We start from the raw sequence: 12,783 nt of genomic DNA, 5'->3' as shown, positions 1-12,783 counted from the left end.
GACGCGCATGTTAGAAGTGAAACAAATTAATCAGTTCTATGGTGGCAGTCATATTCTGCGTGATGTGTCCTTGCATGCGCCTGTAGGTGAATGCAGTGTGGTTTTGGGGCGTAATGGGGTGGGTAAAACCACCTTGCTGAAGTGCTTGATGGGCATTCTGCCGATTAAATCAGGGCAAATCCTGCTCGATGGTAAAGACATTGCCAAAATGTCTCCTGAGCAACGGGTGCGTGCCGGTTTGGCCTATGTACCACAGGGGCGAGATATTTTTTCGACCTTGACCGTGGAAGAAAATATTTTAATCGGGATGGCCAAGTTTTCGGGTGCTAAGACCCGTAAAGTACCGAGTCATCTATATGAAATTTTTCCTGTATTAGATGAAATGAAGCATCGCCGTGGTGGAGATTTATCTGGCGGTCAACAACAGCAACTTGCGATTGCTCGAGCTTTGGCTTCAGAGCCAAGCGTATTGATTTTGGATGAGCCTACTGAAGGCATTCAGCCTTCGATTATTAAAGATATTGGTCGGGTGATTCGTAAACTGGCTGATCAGGGCGAGATGGCGATTGTCTTGGTCGAGCAGTTTTATGATTTTGCTGAAGAGCTTGCGGATAATTATACGGTGATGGCGCGTGGACAGGTGATTGCGCAAGGGCGGGGTGAGGATATGCCTGAAAAGGGGATTCGGGAGTTGGTGGCGATTTAGTATTTCTTGGCTAATTGTTGCTTTATCAGTGTTTTTAGTAATCTATCTTTATGATGTACCCTACTTTTGAAGGATCAAAAGTAGGCAAAAATCCTTTGTTCGACTGACGGTACATCCTTGTAGCCGCAGTCGAACATGGCGACATCCATGTCGCCTATCACGATAGTGAATGTTGGGAAAATGCAATTTAGAACATTAAATGGTTAGCACGAGATTTATTTGTCTTCAACCTTATAGAACGTTCCGCCTGCATAGACGTTATGTCCAAAGCCACATGAGGACTCACCATTGTTTTGTTCAACTTCAATTTTTTGTCCAAGATTTGCATCATTGGCAAATTGAAGTTTAATCAGACAGTCTTCATTGCGATAGTTAGCCTGTTTTGACTTGACTGGCATGTTGGTTTCAAATTGTCCCATATTTGGTCCATAGATCAGGCCACGTAGTCCAAAGTAATAGCCATCAAATGCAATCGCATATTTATTTTGTTTTTTGCTGACCTTGATGTAATCCCATTGCCCAAAACCATTGGCTCGAACATACGTTCCTTGTAAATCAGAAGATACTTTGGGCTTCGGGAGTTGTTTTAAGTTGTATTGGCTGGTTTTAGCGTCTTTATCACGTAAAAACCAGACTCTGGCCCATTGTGGTTTGCCCAGTTTTGCATAACTCAAACCTGCATTATTATTGGCGATTTCAATGTCTCGATCACTGATCTGAACACCGCTTTCTTCTGCATTGGCTTGGCAGAAATGTGCCCATGCAGCTTGGTCTTCAAACTGTTTGGCTGCTTTGAGATATTGTTTTTGATCGTAAAACTTTTTACCTGCTTGAGCATATTGTTTCACTTTGGCGCAGCCTTGTTGCAGTTCTTGCTCGAAGGAAAGTTCGGCAAAGCTGGCACTTGAACCGAGTAGCATGCTGAGGCAGAGGCCGAGTTGAGATGTTTTAATCATTTTGGCTATTTTTGAAATGAAGTATTTCCTTCATTTTAAGCCACAATTCAGTGCGATGACAGTACGCTAAAAGTGAGATTTTTATTGAGTTTCTGTGAGTTGCAGTTGCATCCAGACCAGATCACGCCATGTACCAAACTTTTGGCCCACTTGTGGCATATACCCTGTTTGAACGAAACCGAGTTGTTCATGCAACACAATTGAGCCTTGGTTTTCACTATCAATGGCAGCGACCATAATATGCATGTTTTGCTGTTTGGCGAGATGAATGAGCTGTTGCATGAGGGCTTTGCCCAGACCTTGGCGTGCATAGCTTGGATTAATAAAAACAGAATGCTCAATACTTTGGCGGTAGCCACTGATGGTCCGAAAAGCAGTGTAATCCGCATAGCCTGCGACTTGATGGGTATTCAGGTCTTCAACCACGATCATTGGGAATTGTTGCTGTTGCATGCTTTGAAAACGTTGCTGATAATCCGTTAGGGAAACGGCTTGATCATTCCAATTTGCGGTTCCATTTAAAATTTCAGCATTGTAAATAGCAAGAATCTCATCAAGATCATTCACTGTCGCAAAACGAATTTGGAAATGGGTTGCTAAGGCATAAGGTGCAAGCGGAATATTCACAGACATGGGCAAAGGTCATCAAATCAGACAAAAACAAGAGATGAATATTGAATACAGCGATCGTTCATCTCAAATTTATATTCGGTGATACACACAAAAACAGCAAGGAATTCCTTGCTGTTTTTTTAACACTCTAAATGATTTAGAAGTGGTATTTGATTAACGCACTGACGTTGTTTTCGTCACGGTTTTTCAGACCAAATTTGTTATTCCAAACAGAGTGCTCAACACCCAAATAAAGGCGAGTGTCTGGTGAAATGTGTTTACCCACATTCCACTTGTATTGTGTGGTCCAGTTCAGTTCACTTGCGTGATCTTTTTCACCTGTCGACCAGTCAAGGAAACCATCAACCAAGAAATCTTCGTTTGATACTTTAAATGGCAGCGCATAAGCGATGGTCATTTGGTAGTCATCAGCAGTATTTTCATTGTTGGCACGGTAGAAATTCACATTCGCATATTGGAAATATGGAATTGCGAGATCAAAACCTACGCCATACAAGAAGTTGTCAAAATTATTACCATCAGCGCTGTTACTTTCCCATGTTGTTGAGATCAACACATCTTTGATTGGACCAAATGCAAGTTTTTGTCCTGAGATCTCACCCAAGCTTAAACGTGGAGAGAGTTCGAAATATGTGCTTTTATTATCATCGCTGCCACGCATACGATCCATAAAGAAAAACACATCGGCATATTTGACTTTTGCCGCATATTCAAGTGTTACTGTTGTTTGTTTTTCATCAACAACTTCATAGTTCTCACCGTACAAACCCGTCACGCTGAAATCTTGCCAAATTGGCTTCGCCTGAGCGAAAGCTGCTGTAGATACCAATAAACATGTTGCTGCAAGTTGCTTCAATTGCATTTAAAAAATCTCCCCCCAAAAGGCGTGTAAAGGATACAAGGTATTAAGCAAAAATAAAGCCAAATTTGACCAAATGAACAAAAGAATTGTATATAGCGGGCTAAAGTAAAATGACCTATAAAGTTAAAAATATTTTTGTTTTAAGTTTTAATAAAAATGTCAAAAATCAGCTTGCATATTTTGGAGGAAAGACAGATATTGGAATTATAGAAGATCTTCTTACATACTGAAAAGCAACAGATGCAAAGCGAGGAGACAACAAGCATTTACATAATCAAAATATACAACTGCACTGAATGACTGCATGCTCAAAGCGTGCAAAGAAGAAAGTTTTGTAGCACCGTCTCACAGAAAAGAGAGGAAGATATTTATGAATATTGAAATCCGTACAGATAAAAACATTCAAGGTAGTGAACGCTTAAACAGTTATGTTCGTGCAGAACTTACACAAGAATTCCAACGTTATAGCGAGCGTATTACACATTTTTCGGTTCATATTAGTGATGAGAACGGGGATAAAACGGGCGATCATGACAAACGATGTATGATTGAAGCTCGCCCAGCAGGAATGAAACCTGTCGCAGTGACACATAAAGCAGCAAATATTGACAACTCGATTCATGGTGCAATTGATAAATTGAAACGTAGTCTGGAGCATCTTTATGAGAAAAAAGAGCACCATCGTGGTGGTTTACCCGAATACGTTGATGTCGATGATGACGTAAAAGTGGATGATGAAGCATAGCCACAAATGCAAAGAAAAAGCCCAGTTCTTGGGCTTTTTTTACGTGTGTATCAAATTTATACATGATTTTTTAGATGGTTTTATAAAATCCTGTCAGGATATTCGGCATAATAGAGCCATTAAAAAATATTGTGAGAACTGGTCATGTTAAATAAGCAACAGCAGGCCTTGGTGCAAGCCATACAACAACTCGATTTGGACCAAGTGCAATCTTTACTTGCTGAAGGACTCGACCCGAATTTTATTGATCCTGAACAAGGGCCACCTGTGTCTATGATTTGCGATGGTTTGTTCACATGGTGGGAACGAATTTGTGAAGCTTATGAAGCAGGTAAGCCTTTCAGTGACGAAGAAAAGCAACAACAACTCAAAGTTTATTTAGATATTTTAGATGCATTGATTCAAGCCAAAGCAAATTTACATTTGTGGGATGCAGAAGAGTTTTATGGTCCGCTTTGGGACGCAGCAAGTTCTGCTTGCGCACCTGTGGTACAACGCTTACTCGATGAAAAAGTAGATCCAAATACCCGTGATGAAGAAGGTCTGACCGTTTTATCATCTATTAGCCAGCTTTTCTTTGATTGTGAATTTGATGAAATTGATTGGTCAGAATCATTGCCAGAAGAACGTGCAACACTGGAATTGTTACGTCAGCATGGTGCAAAAATGTCAAAAGAGCTCGGTGCATAAGCCAAGCCAACAGAATAGAACGAGGATACGTATGAAAACATTTCAAACATTGAGCTTGATTGCAGCATCAATGATGGCAAGCACGACTTTTGCTGCCGACTTTTCTTTTGACCGCCCTGGTGCGGGGATAGGGACAGGGATTACCCCTGTTGGGAAGTTGGCATGGGAACAAGGTTTACCGAGTGTCAGTTACCAAGAAGGTAAAGTAGATGGGATCAAAGACAAGACCTTGACGCTGAATGGTGACATGTTATTGCGTACCGGTCTGGCAGATGGATTGGAATTGCAATTGGGTTGGCAGGGGCCTGTTTGGCAGCAATATAAACGTGCTGGCATGAAAAAAGAAAGCAATGGCCTAGGTGATGTCAGTATCGGTTTGAAAAAAGCCATTGATTTAAAAGATGACCGTTTATCGATGGCATTGCTGGCAGAAGCAATCATTGCAACGGGGAATGATGAATTCACCAACCATGATGATATCTATAGCTTAACGTCTGCTGTTGCTTACGAATTCAGCGATTTGATTGGTACCTCAATTACCATGCGTTATGAAGCACAAAACAGCAATTGGGCAGTCACAGCTGTACCAACCATCGATTATAAGATCGCGGGTAAATTATCTGGCTTCTCAGAATTTATTTACCGTAAAGCAGAAAGTCAGGATTATGAATATGGTCTTGGCACGGGTCTAGTGTATGCCTTGAATAATCGTACACAACTCGATGCAAGTATTGGGGTTGATCTCAATGGCGATCAGAAAAGCTATAACGGTGGCTTTGGCGTATCTGTTTTATTCTAATAATGATGCACCTGAATTCTCTTAAATTAACTGCTGCGATCGCAGCTGGGGAGTTCGGGAGAATGATAGTGAGATAATCATGAAAATGTCTGTTCAGGGTGGGACGCATTTCCCACTGATGAGTTACTTCCTCGGAACTTTATTGTTGTTATGCGGGTCTCTGACTTACGCTCAACAGAACTCATCAGCACCGTTGTTAAGCCCTGAACAGGCGTTTGCATTTACGGTAGAATCAACTCAGCCACATCAGGCGCGTTTGCATTGGTCGATTCAGCCCAATTACTATTTATATCAACATAAATTTGAAGTACAGCAAGGTAATCAACCCGTTGCCTTGAATTTGCCAAAAGCGATTGAACAGTATGATGAAAACTATGGTCATAGCCAAGTTTATTATCAACAAGCTGAATTTAGTATTCCCACCCAAGCCTCTCAACATTATCGTGTAACTTGGCAGGGTTGTGCCAAAGACCGTATTTGCTATCCACCGCAAAATATTGAATTTCAGACTGACGCCGATGGTTTGGTCAATGTTCAGAATGTCAGCGCAAACTCGCAAAAAAGCTTTTTAGATGCTGCGCGTTCATCTAGCGCATTCAATGCTCAACAGCCCGCAAGTGATGAAGTACAGGCTGAAGCAGCCGCAGCATCACCCTCACAAGGCAATTCAGGTGTGATGGCTCAAGACCAGAAATGGTCGAGCGCACTTGAACAGCATTCCTTGGCTTATAGCATTTTATTATTTTTAGGCCTTGGTATTTTATTGGCTTTTACGCCGTGTTCATTACCGATGTTACCGATTCTGACCTCGTTGATTGTGCGTGACAATAAAGGGGTTAAAGCATGGTCAATTGCGCTGACTTTTGTTGTCAGTATGGCTCTGGTCTATGCGGTACTGGGGTTGATTGCTTCAGCAGCAGGATTGAATTTTCAACGTTGGTTACAACAACCTGCGACATTGATTGCATTTAGCTTATTGTTTGTGGTGTTTGCTTTAAACCTATTTGGTCTATTTGAGTTGAAATTACCACAGCGTTGGGTCAATCGACTGGATCAGATGCAATCCAATCAAAAAGGCGGCACACTGGTAGGTGCTGGCGTCATGGGCATGATTTCTGCATTGCTGGTTGGGCCATGCATGACCGCACCTCTGGCAGGGGTGTTGTTGTTTATTTCGCAAACCCAGAATCAATGGCAAGGCGCATTGTTACTCTTTACCCTCGGCTTTGGTATGGGCATTCCATTGCTACTTGCGAGTGTTTTAGGGGCAAAAGCCTTACCTAAAGCTGGCGAGTGGATGAATCAAATCAAGATCATTTTTGCCTTTTTAATGCTGGCTTTAAGCCTCTATTTTATTCGTCCATTATTGCCTGAATTGGCCCTACAAATTCTCAGCCTGATTTTAGGTTTGGCTTTCATTATTTATGCCGTGTATCGCTTGTTTGGACAAAAATCCAAACTGCAATGGCTCTATGCAATATTGCTGATTTTGGTGATCCCAGCATTGGCTTTTAATCAATATCAACACATTCAAAGTCTCAGCTCGGTTCAGGCTGAGAAGCTCGCTGAATGGCATGTGGCAAAAACAGCAGATGAGTTTCAGCAGATTTTAGCCAATGCACCCAAAGACCGTGGCATTGTGATTGATGTCTATGCGGATTGGTGTGTGGCTTGTCAGCCGATTGAGCATCGCATTTTAAAAGATGCCGAGGTACAACAAGCATTATCAGGTTTTTATTTAATTAAAATGGATTTAAGCCATTATGATGCGTCACATCAAGCACTGTTAGCGCAGTGGGATATTTTAGGGCCACCGACGTATTTATTCTTAGATCCACAACAACAAGAAATCCGCTCACTACGTTTAACTGGAGCATTCCAGAAAGCCGAGCTATTACAACAACTCGCCTTATTTAAAGGAAAATAATAAGTATGTATCAACTCTTTATTGGTAATAAAAATTATTCGACTTGGTCAATGCGTCCGTGGATCTTATTGAAACAAGCAGGTATTCCATTTCAGGAACAGCTGATTCAGTTCGATAGCTTTGATGCAGATAGCCAATTCAAAACAGAAATTCTGAAACTGAATCCAACAGGGAAAGTACCTGCATTGGCTGATGGCGATCTGATTGTTTGGGACAGTCTGGCGATTTGTGAATATGTGGCAGAGCAATATCCTGAAAAAGCATTACTGCCTCAAGATCAAAAGTTACGGGCCAGAGCACGCTGTATCAGTGCCGAAATGCACAGTAGCTTTCAAAGCTTACGCAATCTATGCCCCATGAATGTGGAAGCTGATCTGACACATGTCGGTAAACAGCTTTGGGCAGAGCATACCCAGTTACGTGCGGAGGTTGCCCGAATTGATCAAATTTGGTCACAACGTCCGAGTGAGGATAGTTTTTTATGTGGTGAGTTTAGTCTTGCCGATGCATTTTACGCACCTGTGGTGATGCGTTTCGAATGCTATCAACTCCCGCTCTCTGACGCCAGTCAAGCCTATAGGCAAAAAATCTTGGCTTTGTCTTCGGTGCAACAATGGATTGCAGAGGCGAAGCAGGAACACATGTTTGTCCCTTTTGATGAGCCTTATCGTCAGCATCGAGATGAATTTTTAAAAGCTTGAGGATGAGGGAGTTAAGGCTGGTGAGGCCTTCACGACACTAACTCATTGCCAGTTCAGTAAAGATTTTCACCTGATTGCGACCTGCTGCTTTAACGGCATACAGGGCTTGATCTGCTTGGCTAATAATGAGATGGGGTTCATCAGCACTGAGTGAGCTACTGATCCCAAAACTGGCACTGACTGCAAATTCTTGTTTATGTTCATTAATAAAGCGCAATTGAGAGACCGCAAGGCGGCAGCGTTCAGCGACATTCTGTGCTTGTGCAGTGGTGGTATTGGGCAGCAATAAAATAAACTCTTCGCCGCCAAAACGACCAATAATATCTTGGTCACGTAGATTTTTTGCCAGGCATTTTGCCACGGTGACCAACACTTGATCGCCCATGCTATGTCCAAAATGATCATTAATACTTTTAAAATGATCGAGGTCGAGTAAAACAATTGAATAAAGCGGGTCTGGTTGCTGATGTAACCGTTCTAAATAACTACCGATACTACGTCGATTCAATACATTGGTGAGCGGATCAAGGCGACTGAGAATTTGAATGGTCATTTCCCGAGTTCGCCATTGGGTTAACAAAATTTCAAACAGAAATAAACAGGCCAGTAAGATCGGCAATAAGAAAAACACCATACTACCGACCCAAAAGGGATGCATGGAGACTTCATTCAATCGCTGCATATTAAATAGCGGCGCATAAGTCAGTATTCCGACCATACTTAAATAGTTGCAGAACAGCAGCGCAAGCGTGGCAGGAATGAGGGCACAATAGACCATTCGACGATCGAACAAGACCAAGCCTACACCAACCACACTGACATAGCCGACCATTGTAGCAGGGCTGAAACTACCCACTAAGTAGCCTTTGTGACAGAGCATGGCGGTAAAGATCTGGACACTCAGGATCGGCAAAACATTTTGTGCCCAAGCTCGATCTTTAAATACATGACAAGGAATGATAAGCAGGAGCATCACCAGCAGTGTGATCAAGCTGGTCCATAAGTGTGAGCGTACAATGCTCAAATGAACCCATTCCGAATATTGTGGATGCATGAGAATAAAAACATCCCAACTGATCCAGAATAAACTCATAAATGCAGCAAGTATCAGTAATAGAATACTTTTTTTGAGTATGGTCCAATTGACGACAATGTGATGTTCCCAAGAAAGCCTAAAGCCCCATCCTGTTGCGTCAGTTGACCTATTGAAACGAATCTTCATCATTGGCATGCATCCTTTTATGCAATGAGATTCCTAGGAACTGTATATCTGTCGTCAAAATATTGAAGAACGATAATTAAAATAACAATAGCATCTTTAGAATGAGAAAAAAGTCTAGCTCTGGGCTTTTTAGTGCAAAATAGGACGGGAAAAATTCTTTGAAAAATCAGCTGTTATCTGAATATCCAATCAGTTTTATTTTATGATGACAAAAGTGAATTAAGAGTGACAATGGTCAGACATAGCTGACCATTTTTTGCACGATTGTAAATGGCTTAATCGCGATCGAGTGCATGCGCAAATTCTGCGATGTCTATCAAGGCTTGTTTGGCTTCTGGGAACCACGCATTAAACATTTGGAAGTTATGCCACATGCCGGTATACAGTTTGAACTGAACCTTGACATCGGCCTGTTCTGCTTTTTCTCTAAAGCGTTTTGAATCATCCAGTAAGATTTCTTTAGAACCGACTTGCACAAGTGTTGGCGGTAATCCAGCTAAATCATCGAACAGTGGAGAAACACGTGGATCATCTGCTTGAATATTATCAGTGAGATAATGGTTGATGCCTGCCTGTAAGGCCTCAATAGACAATAAAGCATCATGCTTTTGGTTGAAGCGTAGCGATTCACTGGTCAAGGTGAGGTCGAGGTAAGGCGACATCAAAATCAAGCCACTTGGCATAAACTCCGGCTGCTGTTTGAGACGTAAACACAACGCCAAAGCAAGGTTTGCACCACAGGAATCTCCAGAGATAATAATATCTTTTGGTTTGACTCCTTGAACTAATAAGGCTTGATAGACATCGAAAATCGCATCAATGGCTTCAGGGAAAGGATGTTCTGGGGCAAGTGGATAATCGACATGAATGACTTGCATTTGAGTACGTGCCGCAATATCAGTCATCAAGGCCCGATGCGTATTTAAGCTCCCCAAGAAAAAAGCCCCACCGTGAATGTGGAAAATCAACTGCGTGGCAGCAGCTTGAGCTTTAATTTCTTCACCGCGCACACCTGCTAGACGTATTGGGCGAACTTGTACTGTTGAATCTTGAGGAAAGAGACGACAAAGTTGGTCGAGCAAGGGACGTAATGCATTGGGAGCCAAATTGAACTGACTGGGTGTTCGAATCGTCGCTTTAAGTAAGGATTCAGTAAAATAATATTTCCAAACAGTAGCAAATTTCATAATTTTTCCATATTGTTAGATCAGTATAGCAATAAGAAAGCTCTTGAAAATAAGCTATGTCGAAGCGCGACGATAAAATCTGAAAAAATGTGTACTACGACACTCTTACTCAGGTTATACCAAATAGTCATAATCAAGAATTGCAATATTGATTGAAGTTCTCAATACTTTCAGTTTGAAAGACCCCTTAAGGATATTACAAAAATGAAGAAAATTGCTTTAGCATTTGGATTGCTCGGTTTGACAACTTTTGCCAATGCAGCGGATGCGCTGAATGGCAGTGTTTGGCAGACCATTGATGATGAAACAAAACAGCCAAAGGCGATCGTGAAATTCACGGAGCAAAAGGATGGAACTCTGACTGCGTCTATTCAAAAGTATTTAGTGGCTGGCCAAGAAAATGCTTGCTCTAAATGTGAAGGGACTTATCACAACAAACCACTCAAAGGCGTAACCATTGTACATAGCCTGAAAAATGTGGGTGGTGTGAATTACGATGGTGGTTCAATTATCGATCCTAAGAACGGTAAAACCTACAAGTTAAAAGCTGAAATCATCGACGGTGGTAAAAAGCTGAAATTACGTGGTTATATTGGCGTAGCTGCTTTAGGTCGTAACCAAACTTGGATTCGTACCAACTAAGCCATCTGTGAATGAAAAAAACCGAGTTCTGACTCGGTTTTTTTGTATCTACATATCTAAAATGCTTAAGCAGATAAGTCCTGATATGTCGCTTCGTCAAAACCAATCACAAAACCTTGCGGTGTTTGCAGTACAGGACGCTTAATCAGGCTTGGTTGCGCGATGAGGGTTTCAATCAGGTTTTGTTCATTGCTGGTGGCATGTGCTTGCTCATCGGCAGTCAATTTGCGCCAGGTGGTACCTTTTTTGTTCAATACTTTGTCTGCACCGATCTCTTTTAGCCAGATCGCTAAAGTCTCTGCATCAATGCCTTGTTTTTTATAATCATGAAATTCGTAATTGATCCCTTTGGCTTGTAGCGCATCAAAGGCTTTTTTCATCGAATTACAATTTTTAATGCCGTAAATTTTAAACATGTGAAAAACCATCGAAAACAATAAAAGATATGGGGCAAAGCCTAACGTAAAAGATGGGTGCTGTACCAGTTGAAATTTTTTATCACGCTGATCGGTAAAATGTGTGAAGCAAAAAATTAAATGACGAAAATGATCATACGGTTTGAGCTAACCTGCTAAAGACAAATCAGAGCAAGAAAATCTAAGATCTAGAAAAGAGAAAACCCGCATATAATCTTCCTGATTATGCGGGTCTCATTTCAACGTCCAATGTCTCATCCTTGCAAATAAACTTAATCTAAGTTTATTTTATCTTCCTACGGCGTCCTATCCCTTTTTGGTCATCCTGACCGCTTCCCTGTGCCGTGAAGCTATAATGCCGTTCTAGAAGTGAAATAAAAATATACAAAAGCGACAAGTTATGTAAGCCAAAGAAGCGACCAAAGTGAACAAGTGTTCACTTATTCGTGTATTTTATAGTCGATAATGACCGGTGCATGGTCGCTAAACCATTGTTCTTTATACACCCATGCGTTGGTTGTGCGTGCTTTCCAGTCTGGAGAGCAGGCGTGGTAGTCAATACGCCAACCAACATTTTTTGCACGCGCCTGACCGCGATTTGACCACCATGAATACAATTCTGCTTCAGGGCGAACTTCGCGGAAAGTATCCACATAACCCAACTCATCATACATATGATCAAGCCAAGCACGCTCATGTGGCAAAACCCCAGAAGATTTCTGGTTGCCTGACCAGTTTTTAATATCGATGCGTTTATGCACGATATTGTAATCCCCACAGACAATGATGGATTTATTTTCATCTCGCCACTGTTTTAGTATTTTGGCGTATTCTTGTAAAAACACGTCTTTGCGTGCTTGCGCTTCGTCACCGCTTGATCCTGATGGCAAGTATAACGAAGCAATATGAATAGTTTGTGACAAGCCCAAATCGAATTCGGCCGCGACAAAACGCCCCTGAGAATCAGCAAGTTCAAAACCTAAACCATCTTTTACCGACACGAAGGGCAGACGACTATAGATCGCTGTACCTGCATAGCCTGCACGTTCAGCTGGGAACAGGTGGGTATACCAACCTTCAGGTTTAAATTTATCGGTCCATTGTTCATGGGTGATGCGGCTTTCCTGCATACACACCACATCGGCACCCGACTGTTCTAACCATTCGAGTAGACCTTTGGTGACTGATGAACGCAAGCCATTTACGTTAATTGAAACGACTCGAAGAATTTTTACATCACTTGGATAGCTATCCTTTGGTATCATACGTCTGTTTAACCTCAATTGAAGAATTTGGA

At 41.8% G+C, this 12,783-nt stretch carries 14 protein-coding genes; 7 read left to right on the top strand and 7 right to left on the bottom strand.

What is annotated here, in order from left to right:
• Window positions 1–7: 7 nt before the first annotated feature.
• On the top strand, window positions 8–706 hold the full coding sequence (gene urtE / locus F887_RS00495) for an urea ABC transporter ATP-binding subunit UrtE (RefSeq protein WP_005297599.1): 699 nt from the start codon (window positions 8–10) through the stop codon (window positions 704–706).
• Between the two features lie 215 nt (window positions 707–921).
• On the opposite strand, the gene F887_RS00500 is transcribed toward urtE, so the two are convergent.
• The 3 genes from F887_RS00500 to F887_RS00510 all read right to left on the bottom strand — a co-directional run bounded on the left by F887_RS00500 (window position 922) and on the right by F887_RS00510 (window position 3,157).
• The gene (locus F887_RS00500; RefSeq protein WP_005297597.1) at window positions 922–1,662 is read right to left on the bottom strand and encodes a hypothetical protein; all 741 of its coding nucleotides are present in this window, start codon (window positions 1,660–1,662) and stop codon (window positions 922–924) included.
• A gap of 81 nt (window positions 1,663–1,743) precedes the next feature.
• On the bottom strand, window positions 1,744–2,295 hold the full coding sequence (locus tag F887_RS00505; protein WP_005297595.1) for a GNAT family N-acetyltransferase: 552 nt from the start codon (window positions 2,293–2,295) through the stop codon (window positions 1,744–1,746).
• 136 nt (window positions 2,296–2,431) lie between these two features.
• Complete coding sequence (locus F887_RS00510; RefSeq protein ID WP_005297593.1) at window positions 2,432–3,157, bottom strand: outer membrane protein OmpK; 726 nt, start codon at window positions 3,155–3,157, stop codon at window positions 2,432–2,434.
• 370 nt (window positions 3,158–3,527) lie between these two features.
• Between F887_RS00510 and F887_RS00515 the strand changes: the two genes are divergently transcribed.
• The 5 genes from F887_RS00515 to F887_RS00535 all read left to right on the top strand — a co-directional run bounded on the left by F887_RS00515 (window position 3,528) and on the right by F887_RS00535 (window position 8,019).
• Window positions 3,528–3,902 (top strand): HPF/RaiA family ribosome-associated protein, encoded by a 375-nt coding sequence (locus F887_RS00515; protein WP_004803557.1) that lies wholly within the window; start codon window positions 3,528–3,530, stop codon window positions 3,900–3,902.
• 144 nt (window positions 3,903–4,046) lie between these two features.
• A complete protein-coding gene (locus F887_RS00520) occupies window positions 4,047–4,592 on the top strand; it encodes an ankyrin repeat domain-containing protein (protein ID WP_005297591.1) in 546 nt (181 codons plus the stop codon).
• Window positions 4,593–4,623: 31 nt separating this feature from the next.
• Window positions 4,624–5,391 carry a transporter gene (locus tag F887_RS00525; protein WP_005297589.1) on the top strand — a complete coding sequence of 256 codons (768 nt, stop codon included), beginning with the start codon at window positions 4,624–4,626 and terminating at the stop codon, window positions 5,389–5,391.
• Window positions 5,392–5,470: 79 nt separating this feature from the next.
• Complete coding sequence (gene dsbD / locus F887_RS00530) at window positions 5,471–7,318, top strand: protein-disulfide reductase DsbD (RefSeq protein ID WP_005297585.1); 1,848 nt, start codon at window positions 5,471–5,473, stop codon at window positions 7,316–7,318.
• Window positions 7,319–7,323: 5 nt separating this feature from the next.
• The gene (locus F887_RS00535; RefSeq protein ID WP_005297583.1) at window positions 7,324–8,019 is read left to right on the top strand and encodes a glutathione S-transferase family protein; all 696 of its coding nucleotides are present in this window, start codon (window positions 7,324–7,326) and stop codon (window positions 8,017–8,019) included.
• A 37-nt stretch (window positions 8,020–8,056) separates the two neighbouring features.
• Here the strand turns inward: F887_RS00535 and F887_RS00540 are convergent, their stop codons facing one another.
• A complete protein-coding gene (locus F887_RS00540; protein WP_005297581.1) occupies window positions 8,057–9,244 on the bottom strand; it encodes a GGDEF domain-containing protein in 1,188 nt (395 codons plus the stop codon).
• Between the two features lie 272 nt (window positions 9,245–9,516).
• Window positions 9,517–10,428: an alpha/beta hydrolase gene (locus F887_RS00545; RefSeq protein ID WP_005297579.1), complete on the bottom strand. Its 912-nt coding sequence runs from the start codon at window positions 10,426–10,428 to the stop codon at window positions 9,517–9,519.
• A gap of 204 nt (window positions 10,429–10,632) precedes the next feature.
• Here F887_RS00545 and F887_RS00550 point away from each other — a divergent pair, with 204 nt between their 5' ends.
• Window positions 10,633–11,070 carry a DUF2147 domain-containing protein gene (locus F887_RS00550; protein WP_005209507.1) on the top strand — a complete coding sequence of 146 codons (438 nt, stop codon included), beginning with the start codon at window positions 10,633–10,635 and terminating at the stop codon, window positions 11,068–11,070.
• Between the two features lie 65 nt (window positions 11,071–11,135).
• Here the strand turns inward: F887_RS00550 and F887_RS00555 are convergent, their stop codons facing one another.
• Together F887_RS00555 and F887_RS00560 are read right to left on the bottom strand one after the other, a co-directional pair.
• A complete protein-coding gene (locus tag F887_RS00555; protein WP_005297576.1) occupies window positions 11,136–11,486 on the bottom strand; it encodes an arsenate reductase in 351 nt (116 codons plus the stop codon).
• Window positions 11,487–11,926: 440 nt separating this feature from the next.
• Window positions 11,927–12,751 carry an exodeoxyribonuclease III gene (locus F887_RS00560; protein ID WP_005297573.1) on the bottom strand — a complete coding sequence of 275 codons (825 nt, stop codon included), beginning with the start codon at window positions 12,749–12,751 and terminating at the stop codon, window positions 11,927–11,929.
• Window positions 12,752–12,783: the final 32 nt, after the last annotated feature.

The sequence above is a fragment of the Acinetobacter sp. NIPH 2100 genome, from assembly GCF_000369805.1.
Lineage (GTDB): Bacteria > Pseudomonadota > Gammaproteobacteria > Pseudomonadales > Moraxellaceae > Acinetobacter.
This window is presented reverse-complemented; position numbering and strand designations above follow the sequence as displayed.